This window comes from Candidatus Nitrospira nitrosa (assembly GCF_001458735.1).
Lineage (GTDB): Bacteria > Nitrospirota > Nitrospiria > Nitrospirales > Nitrospiraceae > Nitrospira_D > Nitrospira_D nitrosa.
Map to the genome: position 1 here is coordinate 40,746 of NZ_CZQA01000008.1, position 22,236 is coordinate 62,981.

The window sequence follows — 22,236 nt, forward strand, 5'->3', positions numbered from 1 at the left end:
CTGGCCCAACAATCTCCTGATGACCTGCTGAATTGTGTCATCGGAGATACTCCAAGAATATCGTGGCCAACGTTAAATAAATCGAAATCCCGGTGATATCATTCGCCGTGGTCACAAAGGGGCCGGCCGCGACGGCAGGATCTACTCCTAGGCGCTTCAACAGGATTGGCATAATCGTCGCCATACTGGTCGAGACAAAAAAGGCGATGATCAGAGAAACGCCCACGACCATCCCCAGAAACCCTTGATGCAAGACCCACGCAACCAGCGTCAACGTTACTCCGCACGCCAGCCCCATCACTAACCCGACCTTTGCCTCACGGAAAAACACCGGCCAGACATGGCTGAGCTCAACGGACCCGGTGGCCAATCCACGAATAATCAACGTTGATGATTGCAAGCCGACATTACCACCCATCGCGGCAATGACGGGAATAAAACTCACAATTGCCACAACTTCTTGAACTGTATAGCGGAAATACCAGAGGATTGCCCCGGACAGTAGACTCCCTACAAGGTTAGTAAATAGCCATGGCAATCGGAGTCTGGCTGACGCGATGCTTGATGACTTTGAAGCCGTATCTTCTTCAATGGCACCGGCCATCTTGAGCATATCCTCGGTCGCTTCTTCACGGATGACATCGACCACGTCATCAACCGTGATAATCCCCACAAGCTTCCCGTCTCGCTCCACGACCGGAATGGCCAACAAGTTATAATTGGCCACTTGCCTCGCCACCTCTTCTTGATCCATATCAATACTGACGCTCATCGCCTCCCGCGTCATGATGTTCTTCAGCGGAGTCGTGGGAGGCACCGTGAGAAGTTGCCGAAGCGAAAGCACGCCAACCAGGCGATCATCCTTATCCGTCACATAGATATAGAACACCATTTCCGCATCAGTGGCCTGTTGCAACCGGCGGATGGCCTCCTGCGCCGTGGCGTCCTCCGGGAGGGAAAAGAATTCCGTGGTCATGATGGCGCCGGCCGTATCTTTGGGGTATCGGAGAATGTCGGCCACTTCAGTCGAATCCTCCGTCTTCATCAGCGCTAACACTTCCTTACTCCGTTCTTCCGGGAGGAACCCAAGAATATAGGCAACATCGTCAGGGCCTAGATCCTTCAGGAGCCAGGCAATATCGGAGTGAAGCAGATCGGCGAGCACCTGTTGAATACTCTCCCCGTCCAGCTCGCTCAGCACCTGTCCGCGCTTTCGTTCGCCACGAACCAGCTCGAAAATTTCCCGTTTTTCCTTCGGCGAGGAGAGATGGGTCACTGCCTTAGCAATATCCGCTGGGTGCATACGCCCTAACATTTTTGACAGGTTCGTGATGGCTCCCCGACGCAGGAGCTTCTGCACGGATTGAATGACGATATCTGATTTTGTCTGCCCTCGTTCGGTCTGATCACGAAGGACTTCGCGCAGGATATCACGATCAGCGGGACGAGGACGTTGTTCCGGAAGGCGTGGTTCCGTTGGTCGGTCGGTTGGCTGCATGATTGTTGCGCGGGATCTTGAGACTTGCTCCGGTGGCGCCGCATGGAGCAGGCCAACCGCTCACTGGACGACACAGAGCAGATACTTCGTCTTCACTACCTACGGCCTTATTGGGAAGGCTGCTTGAACTGCTGCGGCATAGGGATGCCATCCGCTTTCTGTTACGAGTGCGTACCGGAAATCATCAATATCAAGTTCCCACCAACGATTAGTAGCCCAACTCCACAAGAGCCTGCTCATCCTCGCGCCAGTCTTTTCTGACTTTCACCCACAGCTCAAGAAACACTTTCATTCCAAAAATCTTTTCCATGTCCAATCGGGCTTGGGTCCCGATTGTTTTCAACCGCTCCCCGTGCTTTCCGATCAAAATGCCTTTCTGTGTCTCGCGTTCAACCATAATCGACGCCCGAATCTTCGCGAGTCTTCCCTCTTCAACAAATTCATCGATCTCGACCGCCGTCGCATATGGGACTTCATCCTCGGTCGCCTGGATGACCTTCTCCCGAATCATTTCGGCCGCCAACGTCCTCATCGTCTGATCTGTCACAACATCCTCGCCGTACAGTCCTTCCCCTGACGGAAGGTACGGAACCGTCACGGCAAGCAATCGCTCCACATTATCGTTGCCCTGAGCAGACACCGGCACCACTTCCGTCCAGGCAAACAGCTTGGCATATTGGTCAAGAACGGGAAGCATCTTATGCTTATTCACCAGATCGATTTTGGTCAGGACTAAGATCACCGGCCTCGGCTGCTTTGCCAAGGCCTCTTTCATGTATTTAATGGCAGACAAATCTCCTGGGCCTGGACGGCTTGTCGCCTCCATCAGCATGTACAACACATCCGCATCGTCTAGCGTTTCCATCGCCGCGCGAACCATCCGTCGATTCAACAAATGGTCAGGCTTATGCAATCCCGGTGTGTCGAGAAAGGCGATTTGCGCCCCTTCCGCGTGCACAATACCCATCACCCGAGTCCTGGTCGTTTGCGGCTTACTCGAGACAATCGCAATTTTTTCGCCGAGCAGACGATTCAGTAGAGTCGATTTGCCTACGTTGGATCGCCCGATGATGGCAACCGTTCCGAACTTCATGGCTTTGAGGAAGGCTCCTGTTGTTTCTCTGAACCTGGAATGAATTGATACACTGTCTCACCTTTCCGCACATAGCCTAACTGCTCACGGGCTAATTGTTCGATCTTGGTTGGATCATGCTGGAGACGCAGAATATCGTGCTGCAAGGTGACATTTTCTTTGCGTAATACCGACAGCTCTTCTTCCAAATTCTTGGCGTAATCCCGCATCGTGAGATACCGTGAAAGCCCCATTTCTCCATAGAAGAGTGCGACCCCCAGCCAAAGAACCCCAATCACTCCGCCCACCTGGGCAAGAGTGAACAGACGTCGCTGCCACTCCAGCCAGTCCCGACCACGATTTTGCTTAATAACCATTATTAATTAATCCTGACCATGGTTACAGAACAGGCTAACTCCGCACAGGCACGGCCTCTCGACCACGGTAGATTGCCGCAGCTCCCAACTCTTCCTCAATTCGCAGCAGCTGATTGTATTTCGCCACACGATCCGTTCGAGAAAGAGACCCGGTCTTGATCAACCCACTGTTCGTCGCGACGGCCACGTCCGCAATGGTCGTGTCCTCTGTTTCCCCAGAACGGTGCGAAATGATGGCCGTATAACCCGATCGCTTCGCGAGTTCAATGGCATCCAACGTCTCCGTCAATGTTCCGATCTGATTCAGCTTAATCAGGATTGAATTTCCAATCCCCTCCTTAATGCCCTTTGAAAAGATCTCAACATTCGTCACAAAGATATCGTCGCCGACGAGTTGGACCCGCTTCCCGAGCTTTTCCGTGAGCAATTTCCAGCCCTTCCAGTCCAGCTCACTCAACCCATCTTCGATGGAGAGAATGGGATAGCGATCGAGCAGTTTGCCATAGTAACTGACCATGTCTTCCGATGAACGTTCCGGATTCTTTTCTGCTTCAAGAATGTACCGTCCCTTCTCGTAGAGTTCACTGGCGGCACAGTCTAACGCCAGAGCAATATCCCGCCCGACCTGATAGCCTGCCGCTTCAATCGCCTCCGATATGAGGCTCAATGCTTCTTCGTTCGATTGCAGATCGGGAGCAAATCCTCCTTCATCTCCGACGGCCGTATTGAGGCCCTTCTTCTTCAAGAGCGCCTTCAATGAATGAAAGACCTCGGTGGCCATGCGAAGGGCCTCGCTGAATCGGTTGGCCCCCACCGGCATGATCATGAACTCTTGAAGGTCCAGCCGATTGTCGGCATGGGCTCCCCCGTTGATGATGTTCATAAGCGGAACCGGAAGTACGCGCGCATTCGTCCCACCCAAGTACCGGTAGAGAGGTTGCCCGGTTTCAATCGCCGACGCTTTCGCCACGGCTAAGGACACACCCAAGATCGCATTCGCGCCCAGCTTGCCCTTGGTCTTCGTCCCATCCAACCCAATCATGGCTCGGTCAATCCCGGCTTGATCGAATGCGTCCTTTCCCAGCAGTTCAGGAGCAATGACCTTGCTAATATTTGCAACCGCTTTGGAGACACCCTTTCCCATCCATCGCTTCTTGTCCCCATCTCTCAGCTCAATCGCCTCTTTTTCGCCTGTCGAAGCGCCGGAGGGAACGGCCGCTCGCCCAACCGCTCCACTTTCAAGCCTGACTTCGACCTCAACCGTCGGATTACCACGTGAATCGATAATCTGCCTGCCCCTGATTTCTCTGATGTCGCTCATACCGCTTGCCCCTCTCTCCAGTTAGACAATCAGCTTGTTTTTCAACAACGCATTCACCTTGCCGGGATTCGCCTTCCCCCCACTTGCCTTCATCACCTGACCAACAAGAAATCCTAAGACCTGCGGCTTCCCTTCCTTGAACTGCCCAACCTGCACCGGATTCTTACTCAAAACCTCGTCGATGATCTTCTGTAGCGCCCCTTCATCTGAGACCTGCGTCAACCCTTTTTCCTGCACAATCTGTTGCGGGGTCTTGCCGCTACGATAGAGCTCGGGAAAAATCTCACGAGCGACTTTTAAGCTGATCACCCCTTTATCCACCATCGTCAACAGATCGATAAGTCGATCAGGCGAGACCGGCGACACGGCGATATCGGTCCCCGAGTTATTCAATTCTCGGGTTAATTCCCCCATCACCCAATTACTCACGGTTTTAGGGTCTTTGAACAGCTTCAGGCAGGACTCAAAGTAATCCGCCATGCCTTTCGATGTCGTGATCACGCCCGCATCGTACTCTGGAAGACCATACTCGGTGATAAATCGATGGGTACGCACGGCTGGCAATTCCGGTAATGACGATCGAAATCCCTCGATCCAGTCCTCGTTCAACTGCAGCGGTACCAAATCCGGATCAGGGAAGTATCGATAGTCATGGGCCTCCTCTTTAGAGCGCATCACTGCCGTTTCACCCCGATCAATGTTCCAAAGTCTGGTCTCCTGATAGATCTTGCCTCCCTCATTCAGGACCTTGGTCTGCCGTTTGATTTCATACTCGACCGCATCCTTCACATATTTGAAGGAATTGATATTCTTGAGCTCAACCTTCGTCCCGAACTCCCGTTGGCCAACCGGACGCAATGACAAGTTTGGCTCACAACGGAAACTCCCTTCTTCCATGTTCCCATCGCACACATCCAGATACATCAGCACATCGCGCAACCCTTTCAGATAGGCTACCACCTCATCCGCTGAACTCATGTCCGGTTCCGTCACGATCTCCAGCAGCGGTGTGCCCGCACGATTCAAATCCACACGGCTTCCCGCCGTCCCAGCTCCGTGTACGTTTTTCCCCGCGTCTTCTTCCAAGTGCGCTCGCCGAACTCGAACTCGTTTTGCAACCGTCCCGACAACGACCTCAATCCAGCCATGCTGGCAGATCGGATCCTCGTATTGAGAAATCTGGTACCCCTTGGGCAAATCCGGGTAGAAATAGTTCTTTCTTGCGAATCGATTGTTTGCCGTGATCGTACAGTTCAACGCCAATCCGGCACGAACCGCCATTTCGATCGCCGTTCGATTGATCACGGGCAAGCTGCCTGGGAGACCAAGACAGACAGGACAAGTCTGGCTGTTCGCGGAGAGCCCGAAGGTCGTACCGCACCCGCAGAACATTTTGGAGTTGGTCCGCAGTTGTGCATGGACCTCCACCCCGATCACCGCCTCAAACATCATCCGCGCTCCGCTCCCTCATCTTGGACGTGTCCTCGTTCGCGTTTCATCGCCTCACGTCCGGCATCGAAGGCATCCCGCAGCACCGACCGTTTCGACTCGACGAACTCCCTGCCCTGATCGACGGCTTCTTCAAACACCTCACCAGCCCGACCAGCGAGATCTCGCAAATCGGTTTCCGCACGACGAGCATACCCTCGCAGTCGGTCACGCGACTCACTGCCCGTTTGGGGGGCCAGCAATAGTCCCATCACCGCACCCATGGCCGCACCGCTGAGAAACGCCAACAACACCGCCGTTGAAGCTCCCCGTTCATCCGCCATTGTGTGTCCCTCCCTCATGTTTCATGCGTTCCCGTACGACGTGCGTTGCGGCCTTGACGCCGGCAACCATACTCGCCACATTGCTCAATAGCGTTCCGCCTGAACCGCAGACAACAGTATGTACTTGCCGCACCGATTCACCAACCTCGCCTACGGCGTGCAGCAAGACCGATGCATGCTCGACACCCTCACGGGCCTGACTCGTCACGTCATTGAGGTTCTGGCTCACCGCACGCAATTCAGCCACAAGAGCCGGCAACTCCGTATTCATCTTCGCCAACAGTTGTTCGGACTCGGCAACAGTCTTTCGAATCTGCATCAAAACAGGCACGAGATATCCAACCAGCACTGCAAATACGACGGCGACGAGGAGTGCCGCAATTTCAACGATCGTCATAGTTGCCTCTCCTCCTGGTCAGTCATTGCATTCATCTCACTCATGACCCCATTTCTTTTTATCACCTTCGTCTTACCGTAGATTTGGCTTCTGGCGATGCCAGGCTGTGGATTGCTCATAGGCGTGTGCGGCGCGGAGCATCAGATCTTCCTCAAACGCCCGCCCAATCAGTTGGAGCCCGATCGGAAGCCCTGCCTTGGTGAATCCACAAGGCAGCGCGATCGCCGGCAACCCTGCCAGATTCACCGAGATCGTGAAAATATCTGACAGATACATCTGCAACGGATCTTCGCTTTTCTCGCCAAGCTTGAAGGCCGGTGTCGGCGTTGCCGGAGTGATAATGAGGTCTACCTCCTTAAATGCGGCGTCGAAATCCTGACAGACTAACGTGCGCACAGCCTGCGCCTTCCCATAGTAGGCGTCATAATATCCTGCGCTGAGCACATACGTACCAAGCATAATTCGACGTTTGACTTCCGACCCGAACCCTTCCTGCCTCGTTTTCAGATACAGTTCCAGCAGGTCTTTCGTTTCCTTGGCACGGAACCCAAATTTCACGCCGTCGAACCGGGCAAGATTTGAGCTAGCCTCCGCTGTTGCAATCACGTAATAAACCGCCACTGCAGCGTCAGTTCTGGGTAGACGGATCTCCTTGATCTCGGCACCAAGGTGCTTCAATTCCCCGATGGCGGCTCGGACGGCCTGCTCGACCTCCGGATCAAGTCCCTCGGTGAAAAATTCCACCGGCACACCGACCTTTAGGTTTTTGAGGTCACGCTTCTGTAACGCTTTCACGTAGTCCGGCACCGGACGATCAACCGAGGTGGAATCCATCGGATCATGGCCGGCAATGGCTTGGAGAAGAAACGCCGCATCAGGCACATTGCGTGTGATCGGCCCAATCTGATCGAGCGACGAGGCAAACGCCACAAGACCATACCGTGACACACGTCCGTACGTCGGCTTCACCCCCACCACGCCGCAGAATGCGGCCGGCTGCCTGATCGACCCCCCGGTGTCGGACCCAAGTGCCGCCACACATTCTTCCGCGGCCACCGCCGCTGCCGATCCTCCACTCGATCCGCCCGGCACACAGTGAAGATTCCACGGATTTCGGCTGGGGCCAAATGCAGAGTTCTCTGTCGATGACCCCATGGCGAACTCATCCAGATTGGTCTTGCCCACCAAGATGTACTCCTCCGAGCGCAGCCTCGAAACGACCGTCGCATCGTATGGTGGAACAAAACTTTGTAACATTCGAGAGCTACAGGTCGTAGGCACACCATCTGTGCAGATGTTATCCTTCACTGCGAGCGGCATCCCTGTCAGCGGATGAGTCTTTCTCCACACTTTGAGCTTTTGATCCAAACACTCCGCCTGCTGATAGGCAGCCTCTTTCGTTTGAGTGACAAAGGCCTTCACCTTCGGTTCCACCTGACTGATTCGGAGAAAATAGGCGCGCACGATCTCCGTCGCGGTCACTTCCCCTGCCGTGAATTTCTTATGAAGCTCAACGAGACCTAGTTTTTGGAGAGACATGACATGCTCATGACCAACGGGTATTCGCACAACAAACCGACACCGGCATCCAGTGCCGGGGTTGGGTCGGTTAGCTCCCCGTCACAATTCGATTTTTCTCATTCACGCGCACGATCTTGGGCACGTGCTTCTTGATTTCTTCTTCACCATAATACTCGTAACAAAAGATGATGATTTGGTCCCCGACTGCCGCTTTCCTGGCTGTGGGGCCGTTGAGAATAATTTCTCCCTTTCCTCGCGCCCCGTTAATGGCATAGGTCATGAATCGTTCGCCGTTATTCAGGTTTGAGCAGACAATAGCCTCGTATGGCAGAATGCCTGCCGCCTCCATCAAGTCTTGATCGATCGTCAAACTTCCTTCGTACTCGAGGTGGGCTCCAGTCACCGTCGCACGGTGAATCTTCGAACGTAACATTTGTCGAAACATGTATTGCCTCGTCCTCCGTCGATTGTCAGAATCTCATCCAGAATGGTTACGGATGAGACGGTCATGGACGGTTAACGTTCCTCTATGATTTTGGGAACGACAAATCCATCCGATTCACGTTCCGGCGCATTAGCCAACGCTTTTTCCACCGGCAACGAGAGACGCACAAGATCCTCTCTGAACACATTCAGTTGCCCGGTAACGGTCGCCGTCGGTTCAATGCCGGTGGTGTCATACTGCTTCAACTTGTCGACATGGGTAAGAATTTGAGTCAACTGTTTGGCGAATGTTTCCTTTTCAGCAGCCGTCACGGCTAACCTGGCTAGCTGCGCCACTTTTTCAACATCCTGCTGCGTGATCTCCATCCGTCTCTCTTCTTTAGAAGATGTTCAACATGGTCTTCCAGCAAGGCCGCTGGAAGCCATTTTCAACATCCGTTTATTCCACCGTCACACTTTTCGCAAGATTCCTCGGCTGATCCACATCCGCACCTCGCAACACGGCAATATGGTACGCCAGGAGCTGAAGCGGAATCGTAAACAACATCGGAGAGATCAGTGCATGGGTATCCGGCACCGTAAACACCGCATCCGCGATCTTCCCGAGTTCTCGCTCTCCTTCAGCCACGAATGCGATCACGGGGGCATGTCGCGCCTTGACCTCCATGAGATTACTCACTGTTTTGTCATACAGTCGATCGCGAGGCGCCAACACCACAACCGGCATATCCTTGTCGATCAATGCGATCGGGCCATGCTTCATCTCCCCTGCCGCATAGCCTTCGGCATGAATGTAGGAAATTTCTTTGAGTTTTAGTGCGCCTTCCAGCGCGATCGGATAATTGATTCCGCGCCCCAAGAAGAGAAAATTCCGTTTCTTGTAGTAGCGCTTGGCAATCGCCACGATTTCAGCTTCCCGCTGTAGCACACTCTCAACCAGGACCGGCAACCGCACGAGCCGATCAAGCCAGGCCTGACCATCCGCTACCTTCATCACATTCCGAACTCGCGCGAAATGCAAGGCCAGGAGATAGAGCGCCGTGAGCTGCGCAGTGAACGCCTTCGTCGAGGCCACGCCGATCTCCGGCCCGCAATGGGTATACAGAACTCCATCCGACTCACGGGCCAACGTACTCCCAACCACGTTCACAATGGACACGACACGCGCCCCCTTGGCCTTGGCCTCTCGTGCAGCGGCAAGCGTATCGGCCGTCTCACCGGATTGGGAGATTGTAATAAACAAATCCTTCTTACCGACAAGCGGATCACGATAGCGAAACTCGCTGCCAATATCCACCTGAACCGGCGTCCGGACCATTTCCTCAAACAGATACTTCCCGACCTGACCGGCATGCCAGGACGTTCCACAAGCCACGATCCAGATCCGCTCCAAAGACGCGAATTCTTTCGGTGTCAACCCAATGTCCGGGAGATCCGCCTCTCCCGTTTCATAGGAATACCGCCCTCGCATGGTATCCAAAATGGTCTGCGGCTGTTCATGAATCTCTTTCAGCATGAAGTGCGGATAGCCGCTCTTCTCGGCTGCAGACGCATCCCATGTGATCTTCGACGCCTTTCGCGAGACAGTCTGCCCATCAAAATCGGTCAGTTGCACATCGCCTTGGGTAACGACCGCCACGTCCCCTTCTTCGAGATAGGTCACTTCCCGCGTATGCGCCAGCATAGCCATGACATCCGAGGCGATATAGGATGCATGCGCCGTCCGACCGACGACCAACGGACAGCCTGACCGTGCAGCAATCAAGGTTCCCGGCTCCCGCTCCGACATCACCGCCAGCGCGTAACTGCCTTTCACGTCTTTTGTCGCCAAACGCACAGCATCGGCTAGCTTATTGCCTTTCTGAAGATATTTATCGATCAAATGGGCAACGACCTCCGTATCGGTCTCTGAGACAAACTTATAGCCGTCCTTCTCGAGCTGCTGTTTCAGCTGCTGGTAGTTTTCAATAATTCCGTTGTGCACCAACACACAGCCCTTAGATCGATGCGGATGGGCATTCTGCTCCGAGGGCTTGCCGTGCGTCGCCCACCGAGTATGGCCGATACCGACCGTTCCCGTGAGCCCATTGGCCTTGAGAGCGTTCTGAAGATTCACTAGCTTGCCGACACTCCGCTTGACGGCGATTTTCTCTCCCTGTAATACGGCTACACCCGATGAATCATAGCCGCGGTACTCTAACTTGGATAATCCTCCTATAAGAATCGGCACGGCTTCCTGGTTGCCGACATATCCAATGATTCCACACATGACAATACCTCGGCTTAAAATGGTTGGCAGACAACTACGCGCCGCTATCGTTCCGCGATCAGCCCTTCGATGACCGCCCAGCCCTTTTCTTGGACTTCGCCGCAGTGTTCTGTTTTTTTACCCTTACATGCTTCGCAGGGATCTTGACGGAAGCTACACTGGGTGCAGTCCTTTCCAACAAGGCCCGTCGTTTGGCCACCCATCCCATTCGATTGGTCTGAGGAACCCGGGCGATCGCCAGTGAATCGGCCGGCACATTCTGTGTGACGGTCGTCCCTGCGGCGATCACTGCGCCCTCCCCGATCGTCACCGGCGCAACAAGCTGAGTATCACTCCCCAGAAATACATTCTTCCCAATCACCGTGTGATACTTTTTCTGGCCATCATAGTTACAGGTGATCGTACCAGCACCGATATTCACTCCTTCAGCAATCGTGGCGTCCCCCAAGTAACTGAGATGATTGGCTTTGGACCCCTCGCCCAACTCGGTCTTTTTCATTTCGACAAAATTTCCGACTTTCGCTCGTCGCCTCACCACCACGCCAGGACGAAGATGAACAAACGGTCCCACATGTGCCTCGTCATCAACACGCGATTGACTGAGAACAGAGGAATCTAACAGCTCAACATGATTGCCGATTCTACAATCGGTGATCCGAACCCCTGAGCGAATCGTAGTCTCCTCACCAATCACCGTGTTCCCTTCGAGTACGACGTGGGGATACAGAACCGTATCCTTGCCGATCGTGACGTCTGCATCAATCCACACGGAACCTGGGTCTCGCATTGTCACGCCGGCATCCAGCCAACGTTCACGAATCTGATGCCGAACGACCTGCTCTGCCGCTGCCAGCTGCTGTCTGGTATTGACCCCTAACCCTTCATCGGGGTTCCGAAGCGTCACCGCAGACACACGCTGCCCTTGTGAAACTGCCATCCGCACGATATCCGTCAGGTAGTATTCACCCTGTGCATTGTCGGGCTCCAGCTTATCGAGCGCCTCAAAGAGAAACGCGCCGGACACCACATATGTACCCACATTGATTTCCTTGGTCGCACGCTCTGTCGGAGTGGCATCGCGATCTTCGACAATCTTCAGCACGTCCAAGGACGAATGCGCTTGCTCCCCCTGGTCTGCTTGACGACGAATCACCCGCCCGTAGCCACTGGGATCATCCAAGATCGCCGTCAGAATGGTGACGGTTGCCCCCTCTCGTTGATGAACAGTGAGAAGCTCGCGCACGGTGGATTCCTTCAACAAGGGGGTATCACCGTTTAGAATAAGATAGTGTACAGGACCCGCTGTACCATCTTGAGAGAACACGGAACGGCTTTGCATGACCGCATGGCCGGTCCCCAGCTGTTGCGCCTGTTCGACGATACGCACCGCCTGTGCTCCCGGCGTGCCGGTGATCCCCGCCTCAATGATCCGCCGAACCTTTTCCGCTTGATGCCCAACGACGACCGCGATTCGCTGACCTGCCACTCGAAGCGCCACATCCACCGCGTACTGCACCATCGGCTTCCCTGCAACCTGATGCAACACTTTGACATGGTTGGACTTCATTCGCTTACCCAACCCAGCTGCCATCACGATCACCCCAAGACCGGCAATAGGGGAATCCATTGCCTGCTGATCAGCCATTGATGTCATGCGCTGCATACTCCTCATAATGAGCGTTTCTCAAAGGAATCATCGGGGAATTCGATTTATCCGATCGGCACGCCAACATCCGGCTGTTTAATCTGACTCCACTTCGCCTCCGCCAACGCTGAGGCCATGGCACCGGTCGGTGTGTACAACCCCCCCGATACAATCAGCTTCATCGCCTCTTCAATACTGATGTCAACCGACGTGACCTCCCGTTCCGGCACCAGCAGAAAATAGCCCGACGTGGGGTTGGGAGAAGTCGGCACATACACATGGATCAATGTATCTTCCCCCAAAGCCGTCGTCTCACCTTTCGTCATGCCCGTCACGAAGGCAAAACAATAATGACCATTCTTGGGAAACTGGATCAAGACCACACGCCGGTATGACCCTCGCTCCGAAAATGAGAGAATATCCATCATGGACTTCAAGGTCGAATAAATTCCTCGGACCAGGGGTAACCGATTGAGCCAATCCTCCCAGTGACTGACGATCTGGCGTCCTATGAAATTGGCCGCAAACAACCCAACCAAGAAAATCAGCAACACCAATGTCACGATCCCGAGCCCGGGAATGTAGTGATCGGGCACCAGCTCAGCCATCGCATCGCCCAAAATACCGTCCAGTGCTACAAACAGAGTTTTCAGAACGAGAATCGTACCCCAAATAGGGGTGACAAGCAGGAGTCCTGTCAGGAAATATCGCCTCAAAGCCGTCTTAAGCATAAGAAAATCAGCCCATCCTCATGGGAGAACGATCCGTGATTCATCTTACAGAGTACCGAACAAACGTCGCAAGCGTTTTCTTGTTAATTTCAATGGGTTATACACACAAACGAGAAGGATCCCTGAATAGGTTCCATCTTGCTATTCCCCGCAACCTGACTTAGGATCCGCTTTCAAAAACGCGTGCGAAGAAAAACATTGATGAGTCCTGCCACACAAAAACCATCCGGTATCTTCATCACGCTGGAAGGCGGCGAAGGAAGCGGCAAAACAACCCAGGCCCGCAGGCTTTGTGACTGGTTGATAGCGCAGGGCCAGCGCGTCCTCCACACCCGAGAGCCGGGAGGAACACTTCTCGCTGAACGATTACGCAGCCTCCTCCTCGACCATTCCTCAGAAACCATTGCCCCGGAAACCGAGGCGTGGCTCATCCTTGCGGCCAGGCGCCAACATGTCGATCATGTGATCAAGCCGGCGCTCCAACAGGGCATGATCGTCGTGTGCGACCGCTTCTCGGACTCGACCATGGCCTATCAAGGCTATGGGCGTGGATTGGACCTCCGAACCTTGCGTACCATGAACAAGTGGGCAACCGGAAAACTTGTTCCGCATCTGACGCTGCTCTTCGACGTGCCGGTCCGTATCGGACTGACGCGACGCCGAAGCCAACGCTCTTCCCAGAATCGTCTTGATCGAGAAGTGACACAATTCCACGAGAAGGTACGAGCTGGATTTCGGACCCTCGCCCGGAAAGAGCCCCGGCGTATGATTGTCTTTGATGCCTCTCTTCCTCTAGAGTCCGTCCAGCAGAACGTGGAGGAAGTCATCACACGTTGGCTCAACACTCGCCGCACACAACAGTTGCGGCGGCGATAGTCTATGCCATTTACAGATATCACAGGCCACGAGCAATCCATCTCCTTACTCCAGGCCAGTCTCACCAATAAGAGACTCGCTCATGCCTACCTCTTTCACGGCGATGCCCACATTGGCAAACGGATGACCGCCGTGAGGCTGGCGCAGGTCCTGAATTGTGACCGCCCAGCTCTCACAGAGACCCCGGACAGTTGCGGTCAATGCCGCTCTTGCTTGCAGGTCGCGGCTCACACGCATCCCGATTATTTCGTCATCGAACCCGATGCGGAGGCGGCGACACCACAAATCAAAATTGAGCAGATCCGAGAACTCGAACAGCAGTTCATCTACCGACCCCTCGTCGGCGAGCAGAAGATCTGCCTGATTGACGATGCGGATCGAATGACCATCGGTGCGGCCAATGCCCTGCTCAAAACATTAGAGGAACCTCCAGGCCATAGTCTCTTTATCCTGGTCACCAGTCGGCTCCACGCACTCCCCATCACCATTCGGTCACGCTGCCAGGCGCTTCGCTTTACCTCACCGGCTCGAACACAAGTGGAGGCTGCACTGATTCTTAAGCGGGAGCTTCCACCCGATGACGCTCGATTCCTGGCGCTGCTCACCGACAGCCGCATCGGAGAAGCACTCACCACGAACGTGACAGAGGTTCGCGCGCGCCAACAAGAGTGCCTGACATTGGTGAAACCCGAATCATTGACCTCCAGCACCACCATCCTCTCTGCGTCGGAAACCTTGGCCAAATCAGACCGAGGAACGGAGACCTTGAGCTGGTTGACGCGATGGATCCGCGACCTAATGATTGTCCTCGTGGATGGAGATCGAGACCAGATCCTTCATCTCGATCAACTCCCCCAATTGCAGCGATTCGCCGACCGAGCGAACATTGACCTCCTCCTGACTCTCTTGAACGACATTGAGAAACACGCACAGCAAGCCACGCGGCACTTGAACGTACAAATGGCATTAGAGACAACGTTTCTTCGCCTCCGTGAGGCACTCGGGCTTGTCCCAGTCGGTTCACCGACCTAGCCAAAGACGGCGCCAACCTGATATCTTGCCTTGCTTATGTCGAAAAGCGATAGATTCTACCTCACCACCCCAATTTACTACGTCAATGACGTCCCGCATATCGGGCATGCCTATACCACCGTTGCGGCTGACGTCCTGGCGCGCTACTGGCGACTACGCGGGCGGGAAGTCTTCTTTCTCACCGGGCTCGATGAACATGGGCAGAAAGTGCAACAGGCCGCTGCGAAAGCCGGCATTGACCCGCAAACGCACTGCGACAAATTGGCGCCGCAATTTGAGAACCTCTGGAAGAAGCTGAATATCTCGAATGACGCGTTCATCAGAACGACCGACACGCAGCATAAGCAAGTCGTCCAACGATACCTTCAAGAGCTCTTCAACAAGCAACTGATCTATAAAGCCGACTACTCAGGCTGGTATTGCACATTCGATGAGCGGTTCTGGACGGAAAAGGATGTTGCTGACGGTCTCTGTCCAGACTGCAAACGCCCCGTCGAAAAGCTCAGCGAGCACAATTATTTTTTCAAAATGGGGCAATATCAGGACCGTCTCATCGAGCATATCAAGAAACACGATCGGTTCATTCGTCCTGAATCGCGACGGAATGAAGTCCTGGGATTCTTGCAAACCCAGAAACTCAGCGACCTGTCGATCTCCAGACCAAAGGCCAGGCTTTCGTGGGGCATCGAACTCCCCTTCGATACGGACTACGTGACCTACGTCTGGTTCGATGCACTGGTCAATTACGTTTCTGCGTTGGAGTATCTGCCTCGTGAGAAATCGGTTGGTCATGGTTTTTGGCCGGCCAATGTCCATCTCGTTGGAAAAGACATTCTCACCACTCATGCCGTCTATTGGTCCACCATGCTGATGGCGCTAAATCTTCCGTTACCGGAAACCATCTTTGCTCACGGCTGGTGGACCGTTGACGGCGAGAAGATGTCCAAGAGCCGTGGCAACGTCGTCGATCCGAATACGATGGTCGAGACCTATGGCGTGGATGCCTTCCGCTACTTCCTGCTTCGCGAAGTGCCGTTCGGGCAGGACGGAGACTTCTCGCAGGCCGCCATGGTCACCAGCATCAACAGCGATCTGGCCAACGGCATCGGCAATCTACTCAGCCGCACACTCACGATGATCGAACGGTTCGCGGACGGCAAAATCCCGGCCGGCGGCCCGCCCGCGCTGCCGGAACTCGAAGAGAAGATCGCCCAAGCCGCCACGCAATTGCCGACGACATTGGAACGAGGCTTCAGCACGCTGACCTTCCGCGACAACCTACAGGCGATCGGCGAACTAGTCAGCCTCTGCGACGAATACATCGACAAAGCTGCCCCCTGGAAGCTGGCCAAGCATCCGGAGGATGCGCCGAAACTGAAGACGGTCCTCAACCACTCCGCCCGCGCCCTGCGGCTGCTGGCTGTCTCGCTCTATCCCATCATGCCGCAGACGATGGAACGGCTGACAGGACAACTCGGGTACCACGCGGACTTCTCCAAAGCCCTTCCGGCCTCCGCCTATGAATGGGACAGCCCCGTGGCCAATCTCCCCATTGCCAAAGGCGCCCCGCTGTTCCCACGTATTGAGCCCCTCAGTGAACCGCACCGCAGCGAAGGTGAACTTAGAACAAAACTGATAAAAGGAGCCAAACCAGTGAGCGACACACCAGTACCCCCACAGCCGGTTCCCACGATAACCACAACAACTCCACCAACGACACCGGCAAGTGCGCCAACTCCAACAGCCGCTCCAACCCCTCCCGCTTCGCCACAGATCACCATCGACGACTTCATGAAGATTCAGCTCAAGACTGCGAAGGTGCTTTCCGCAGAACGAGTACCGAAATCGGAGAAGTTGATCAAGCTTCAAGTATCACTCGGCGTTGAACAGCGTCAGATTGTGGCCGGCATCGGCAAGAAGTATGAGCCGGATGCCCTTGTCGGCAAGACCATCGTCATCGTGGCTAACCTAAAGCCGGCAAAGCTGATGGGCATTGAATCCCAAGGCATGGTACTGGCGGCAGGGGATACGGACGTGCGTGGACTGCTCACCATCCACGAAGAAGTGGACCCTGGCACGAAGGTGAAATGACGCGATTTCCCCTCGTCTCAGGTAAACGAATCGTTTTACTCAGTCTGCTTTCTTGTCTCTCAATTCCAACTCCAGCCCAAAGCCAAACCCTTCCCAGCACCCCGCTCAACGGTCCTCAACCAACGACCGTGCTGGTTCGAGTCGTCGCACAGGGAGCCATGGTGCTAGGTCGTGAAGTCGGTGGCGCTCGAATCACGATCACCGAGGTAACCACCGGCCAGGTTCTGGCGACAGGAGTGCAGCAGGGCGAAGCCGGCGATCAAAATCAAATCATGCGCACACCCCGCATGATGGAAGAACCGATCTATAGCACGCGTCCTTCCGCTGCCCTCACGACCACATTATACATTCAGCAACCAACCCTCGTTGAAATCTCTGCCGAAGGACCACTGGCCTATCCCGGCGCAATCCAGAAGACGAGTCAGACTCTACTCCTGATCCCTGGACAGGGCCTGACACAAGACGGCATCGTGCTACACCTCCACGGATACCTGGTCCAAATTGAACGGCCCAAGCCATCCGAAGCATTGATCGCACGCGATGATGTAAAACTCCGCGCCTCAGTCAGAACACTTTCCGGTTCCTTGGTTCGCCCCCATGGAGATTGGGACTCACGGAAAATTCGTATTTACGGAGAGATCCTCATCGGTGACCGAACCATTGAACGACTCCAGATGTTTTATGATGAGGGGAGTCGCACTTTCGAAGCTCCGTTCTTTGTCCCGTCATTGAAGGACGTTCCCGATGGAGTCAGCTTGCGAGTGATCGCAACCGATCTTGCAACCGGCAACAGCGGGATGGATCAGGTCCACTATCCGGTCCTGAGCGAGCGCCTCTCCCTCAAGCCCGCTCACTAGCCTGCCACGGGTTTTCTCCAAACCTGCCGCAAGGCTTGCCGCATCACGTAGCCCGTGCGAAACTGTCATTCATGACGGCACTGGCTTCATACGCACATCTCCGATCTCGGCTCCAACTGGCCTTGGCTGTCAATGCCGTGATCATTGCTGCGGAATTCATCGGCGGCTGGATGCTGAATAGCACCGGCCTCATGGGCGATGCCAGCCACAACCTCGTCGACCAAGGGTCGCTCTTTCTCGCCCTCTATGCCCATATCCTCACGGCACGGCCCGCATCGGAGAACCGAACATTCGGCTACCACCGAGCCGGCATCATTGCCGCCTTTCTGAACAGTTTCATTCTCTTGTTGACCGCATGTGGTATTGCGCTCGTTGGCCTCAAGCGACTCCTACAACCGGTTCCAGTCGACGGTGGGTGGGTGATGGCTGTTGCCGCCGTCAGCTTTGTGGCGAACCTCGGGATCGCCCTCCTGCTTCAGCACGGAGCAAAAGACGATCTGAATATTCGAAGCGCGTTCTGGCATATGGTCGGAGATGCTTGGGTATCACTTGGCGTCATTATCAGTGGAGGTGCGATTCTCCTGACAGGGTGGACCATCCTGGATCCGCTTGTCAGCCTCCTGATCGTTGGCGTCATTCTTCGAGGAGCCTGGCCCATCTTTAAAGAATCGATGGAGGTCCTCCTAGAATCGACGCCACCTGGCATCAGCGCCTCTCGGGTTGCCGCTACGATGGAAGCCATCCCAGGCATCACAAACGTGCATGATCTGCACATTTGGGCAGTCGAGCCTCGGCTAATCATGCTCACCAGCCACGTGATGATCGAACAGCAGTGCAACCAACTAGAGTTATTGCGGCTGCTTCAGGATCGCATCACAACGGAGTTCAGCATCAAGCACATGACGATTCAACTCGAAACCGAGTGTTGCGATCCCAACGACATCCACTGCGACCTTCGGAAACTGACCGATCAGCATCAAGAAGCCCAGGCCTTTGCACACCATCACTGAGCGTGTATTTCTCTCTCTTAATCAAGCGACCATTCAATATGAGTAGGGTTACGAACTACATTGCACCCTCGCTCAACCCATTGCGAGACCTCTGTTAGCTCCCCAAATTGAGGCCTGACAAACGCTCACGTGTTTCTGGTATCCTGCTCCGGTTTCTTCGTCACCGGGATTTATTTCTCATAGCCTAAAGACCGTGCGAATCCACGAACCTCACGACCTGTGACTTTCTAAAGGGGGAAAGCGAATGTTTCCCAAATTGATCGGCAAGTCTCTCATAGTCATACCCTTGGTGCTATCCTTGGCGAGTTGCACCGCGCTCAATAATCCTATTGTTCATCCACCTGCGCCGAAACTCCTACCCGCAATACCGAACCCACCTTCGCCGGCTCAAGAATCCAGCATCAGCGTTCCTGTCCATGTCGATCTGTCACCGTTTCTTGCTGCTGCCAACGATGAGAGCGTAATCCCAAAGAAATTCGACCATTGGGGGAGCTACATCAGACATTCCAAGGGCACTGAATACAAATACTATGCGGAGCGAGACGATTTCGCGCTGGCGCCTTCCGGCGCCCACCAAGCCAACGGCTCACAGTCGGGACTGTCTCTGCATGATTGGTGGAAAGGGATCGAACTTTCCAGTTCCCACATATTTATCGGCACTGCCCTTCGGTATAAAATCGGAGCCCCCTCGCTTCATTGTGGCGATGGCAATGACTGGCCACGAAGAGGCACCGTGCACGGGAGTATCGCAACCGAACTGACTCCGACGTACGGGTTGTCTGCATCGGTCGCCAGCGTGGCCGTGAACCCCAGTGATCCCTGCCAAATACGAGTCGCGGATCTTGATGTGGCGCAGGAAGTCAGACAGAGACTAACAGACCTCGTTCGAGGAGGACTCAGCCGCACGGTCTCCCGTATCAATACGCTGACAGTGAAGTCTCACGTAGAAGATGCTTGGAATACATTGCGCAGCCCTATCAAGTTGGAACCGGATGCCTGGCTCCAGTTTAATATCGACAAAGTCCGCCACAGTGGCTTTTCGGGAGCCGGCCCCATGGTCAATGACACGATCCACATTACGGCAAAACCGGTCATCATCTTCGGCCAAGAACCACCTGCTGGAGGTGCAGCCCTTCCCCCACTTGATACTCCACCGACTTCTACGGGATTCCATGGCGCCGCCGACGCCCAGCTCTATAGTACGCTTCCCGCAACACTTGCGAATCGGCTCACTCCAACGGGATTCCACGTCTTCGCAGATATCCCCTTGGACTACGCCTCACTCTCCAAGAGTCTTGCGAACCGGCTCACGGGGAAACAGGTCGCGAAGAAAGGGTATTTCATTGCCATTACCAATGCTGCGGTCTTTGGCAATGGCGGCAACCAAGTGGTGGTGCGAATTGATTTCTCGGGAGACGCAGTCGGTCACGTGTATTTTGTCGGAAAACCAGAAATGAGTTCCCTCACACAGACGGTGTCGATCAGCGGCCTCCGTTATGACAGCGAAACAGAGGCGATCTTACAGGAAACGGCCACATGGCTAGACTTCTCGACGTTTCGAGACCTAGTCGCCAGCGAATCCATTCTCGGAGTGACGACAGCCACTGACCGTGTGCGAAGCTTACTGGCCACCACACTGAATCGAACACTCAGTTCATCCGTCTCGATACACGGAACCGTGGAGTCCGTCCAAGGCATCGGAGTGTTTGCGGATGTCAAGGCATTGCATGTCCGCACAATGAGCGATGGGACGCTTACGCTGACTGTCACCGATAAACCGTAATTCATCTCGGTCAAGCCCCCATACCTCGGTGTATGGGAATGGTTGGAGATCGAACAGAGGGGACCTATCGCAGAAACACAAACCAGAGGTAGACTGCACTGAGAGCCACCGATCCCATCATGACCGGACAGCCATACTTAAAGAACTGCCAAAAGGTAATCCGATACCCGGCCTTCCGAGCAAGATCCACAACCACGACGTTGGCACTCGCCCCGATGATCGTACCGTTACCTCCTAAGCACGCACCCAAGGCCAACGCCCACCAGAGTGGGATGATGTCTGCGTGATGAACCAATGTCGCATAATCGGTGATCTCCGGATGCAATGATCTGGCGAGGTCGACGATCAACGGATTCATCGCAGCCACATAGGGAATATTGTCCACCGCGGCGGACAGCAACGCCGATCCCCACAACACCGCCATGGTGGATCCTGCGAGGTTTCCCCTTGTCACGGATACCAATTGATCAGCAAGATATCGGATCACTCCGACCTTGACCAATCCTCCCACCAGAACGAATAGTCCTATAAAAAAGAAAATGGTCTTCCACTCTACTTCCGCCAGATACGTCAACTCCTCCGCATCTTCTTCGTGTCGACGCCTGGCATGTCCCATCACCATGAACAGACTCGCACCGAGCAATGCGATCGTGGCAGGTTCGAGATGAACAAGAGAGTGGAAGCAGAATGCCACATTGACGATCATGAGTAAAAACAGACAGCGACGCAAAAACGCCTTATCCGGTACCGCCTCCTGCGAACTCAACCTAAGAACCGACTCTCTCAGATGCGGGGCGACCGTCATCTTTCGCCCAAAGACGACCCACAGCACCGCGAGAAACAGCCCCATAATGACGACGACGATCGGCCCCATAAGGATGAGAAAATCGAGATAGCTGAGCTCCGCCTTGCTGGCAATCATGATATTGGGTGGATCGCCGACGAGTGTGGCTGTCCCACCGATATTGGAGGCCAATGCCTCTGTGATCAGAAATGTGATAGGGTTCAACTCCAAGCGCTTGGTGATCGCAAGTGTGACGGGCGCCATCAACAAGACCGTGGTGACGTTATCCAGCATGGCAGACAATACCGCCGTGAGCACTGCCAACAAAACCAGGAGACGGAACGGCTTCGCGTCCGCCCGCTGCGCGGCCCAAATAGCCAATACCTCGAACAATCCTGTCTCCCGTACGATATTCACGATGACCATCATACCAATCAACAAAAAGACCACGTTGTAATCGACTCCAAACTCGTGGGAGTAGAACGCCTCCTCTTGTGACACCACGCCCAAACTGATCATCACTGCGGCACCGAACAGCGCCACAATCGTCTTGTGGAGCCGCTCGGTCATGATGAGCAGGTAACACAGACCAAAGATGAGAAGAGCGAGGGTCAAAGAAGACATCTGGTACCTCGTGATGGCTTACAACCAATCGTCCAAGCCCCCGCATTATCCGGGGACGGCAGACACAATGCAATCAGAGTTGTCTGTGAGGCGCTTCCTGTCATCCTCAGAGAATCACATTTTCTCCTTCCT

At 54.5% G+C, this 22,236-nt stretch carries 20 protein-coding genes; 6 read left to right on the plus strand and 14 right to left on the minus strand.

Annotated features, from left to right (window positions below):
* Positions 1-37 precede the first annotated feature (37 nt).
* The 13 genes from mgtE to COMA1_RS08985 all read right to left on the minus strand — a co-directional run bounded on the left by mgtE (position 38) and on the right by COMA1_RS08985 (position 13,047).
* A complete protein-coding gene (gene mgtE / locus COMA1_RS08925) occupies positions 38-1,498 on the minus strand; it encodes a magnesium transporter (protein ID WP_245630968.1) in 1,461 nt (486 codons plus the stop codon).
* 208 nt (positions 1,499-1,706) lie between these two features.
* Positions 1,707-2,591: a GTPase Era gene (gene era / locus COMA1_RS08930; RefSeq protein ID WP_090747141.1), complete on the minus strand. Its 885-nt coding sequence runs from the start codon at positions 2,589-2,591 to the stop codon at positions 1,707-1,709.
* Entirely contained in the window at positions 2,588-2,947 is a 360-nt protein-coding gene (locus COMA1_RS08935) for an FtsB family cell division protein (protein WP_090747144.1), read from the minus strand. Before COMA1_RS08935 ends, era begins: the two co-directional genes overlap by 4 nt.
* A gap of 34 nt (positions 2,948-2,981) precedes the next feature.
* Positions 2,982-4,268 (minus strand): phosphopyruvate hydratase, encoded by a 1,287-nt coding sequence (gene eno, locus COMA1_RS08940; RefSeq protein ID WP_090747147.1) that lies wholly within the window; start codon positions 4,266-4,268, stop codon positions 2,982-2,984.
* 21 nt (positions 4,269-4,289) lie between these two features.
* Positions 4,290-5,720, minus strand: a complete 1,431-nt coding sequence (gatB, locus tag COMA1_RS08945; RefSeq protein ID WP_090747150.1) for an Asp-tRNA(Asn)/Glu-tRNA(Gln) amidotransferase subunit GatB — start codon at positions 5,718-5,720, stop codon at positions 4,290-4,292.
* Positions 5,717-6,040: a YtxH domain-containing protein gene (locus tag COMA1_RS08950; RefSeq protein ID WP_176697961.1), complete on the minus strand. Its 324-nt coding sequence runs from the start codon at positions 6,038-6,040 to the stop codon at positions 5,717-5,719. Before COMA1_RS08950 ends, gatB begins: the two co-directional genes overlap by 4 nt.
* Positions 6,030-6,437, minus strand: coding sequence for a DUF948 domain-containing protein (locus tag COMA1_RS08955; RefSeq protein WP_090747156.1), 408 nt, complete (start codon positions 6,435-6,437; stop codon positions 6,030-6,032). Before COMA1_RS08955 ends, COMA1_RS08950 begins: the two co-directional genes overlap by 11 nt.
* Before the next feature lie 72 nt (positions 6,438-6,509).
* Positions 6,510-7,976 (minus strand): Asp-tRNA(Asn)/Glu-tRNA(Gln) amidotransferase subunit GatA, encoded by a 1,467-nt coding sequence (gene gatA, locus COMA1_RS08960; protein ID WP_090747159.1) that lies wholly within the window; start codon positions 7,974-7,976, stop codon positions 6,510-6,512.
* A gap of 70 nt (positions 7,977-8,046) precedes the next feature.
* Positions 8,047-8,403, minus strand: coding sequence for an aspartate 1-decarboxylase (gene panD / locus COMA1_RS08965; protein WP_090747161.1), 357 nt, complete (start codon positions 8,401-8,403; stop codon positions 8,047-8,049).
* 71 nt (positions 8,404-8,474) lie between these two features.
* Positions 8,475-8,768, minus strand: a complete 294-nt coding sequence (gene gatC / locus COMA1_RS08970; protein WP_090747164.1) for an Asp-tRNA(Asn)/Glu-tRNA(Gln) amidotransferase subunit GatC — start codon at positions 8,766-8,768, stop codon at positions 8,475-8,477.
* 73 nt (positions 8,769-8,841) lie between these two features.
* Positions 8,842-10,671 (minus strand): glutamine--fructose-6-phosphate transaminase (isomerizing), encoded by a 1,830-nt coding sequence (glmS, locus tag COMA1_RS08975; RefSeq protein ID WP_090747167.1) that lies wholly within the window; start codon positions 10,669-10,671, stop codon positions 8,842-8,844.
* A gap of 58 nt (positions 10,672-10,729) precedes the next feature.
* Entirely contained in the window at positions 10,730-12,286 is a 1,557-nt protein-coding gene (glmU, locus tag COMA1_RS08980; protein ID WP_456236547.1) for a bifunctional UDP-N-acetylglucosamine diphosphorylase/glucosamine-1-phosphate N-acetyltransferase GlmU, read from the minus strand.
* Positions 12,287-12,381: 95 nt separating this feature from the next.
* Positions 12,382-13,047 carry a DUF502 domain-containing protein gene (locus COMA1_RS08985; RefSeq protein WP_090747170.1) on the minus strand — a complete coding sequence of 222 codons (666 nt, stop codon included), beginning with the start codon at positions 13,045-13,047 and terminating at the stop codon, positions 12,382-12,384.
* 201 nt (positions 13,048-13,248) lie between these two features.
* Here COMA1_RS08985 and tmk point away from each other — a divergent pair, with 201 nt between their 5' ends.
* From tmk to COMA1_RS09015, 6 genes are all read left to right on the plus strand, one after another.
* Positions 13,249-13,923 (plus strand): dTMP kinase, encoded by a 675-nt coding sequence (gene tmk, locus COMA1_RS08990; protein WP_090747173.1) that lies wholly within the window; start codon positions 13,249-13,251, stop codon positions 13,921-13,923.
* A 3-nt stretch (positions 13,924-13,926) separates the two neighbouring features.
* Positions 13,927-14,955, plus strand: a complete 1,029-nt coding sequence (holB, locus tag COMA1_RS08995) for a DNA polymerase III subunit delta' (RefSeq protein ID WP_090747176.1) — start codon at positions 13,927-13,929, stop codon at positions 14,953-14,955.
* Positions 14,956-14,991: 36 nt separating this feature from the next.
* Positions 14,992-17,046, plus strand: a complete 2,055-nt coding sequence (metG, locus tag COMA1_RS09000) for a methionine--tRNA ligase (RefSeq protein WP_090747178.1) — start codon at positions 14,992-14,994, stop codon at positions 17,044-17,046.
* Positions 17,043-17,903: a hypothetical protein gene (locus COMA1_RS09005; RefSeq protein ID WP_090747181.1), complete on the plus strand. Its 861-nt coding sequence runs from the start codon at positions 17,043-17,045 to the stop codon at positions 17,901-17,903. Before metG ends, COMA1_RS09005 begins: the two co-directional genes overlap by 4 nt.
* 71 nt (positions 17,904-17,974) lie before the next feature.
* Entirely contained in the window at positions 17,975-18,913 is a 939-nt protein-coding gene (locus tag COMA1_RS09010) for a cation diffusion facilitator family transporter (RefSeq protein ID WP_090747184.1), read from the plus strand.
* A 244-nt stretch (positions 18,914-19,157) separates the two neighbouring features.
* Positions 19,158-20,696 carry a DUF4403 family protein gene (locus tag COMA1_RS09015; RefSeq protein ID WP_090747187.1) on the plus strand — a complete coding sequence of 513 codons (1,539 nt, stop codon included), beginning with the start codon at positions 19,158-19,160 and terminating at the stop codon, positions 20,694-20,696.
* Positions 20,697-20,760: 64 nt separating this feature from the next.
* On the opposite strand, the gene COMA1_RS09020 is transcribed toward COMA1_RS09015, so the two are convergent.
* Positions 20,761-22,104: an ArsB/NhaD family transporter gene (locus tag COMA1_RS09020; protein ID WP_090747189.1), complete on the minus strand. Its 1,344-nt coding sequence runs from the start codon at positions 22,102-22,104 to the stop codon at positions 20,761-20,763.
* Positions 22,105-22,236 lie beyond the last annotated feature (132 nt).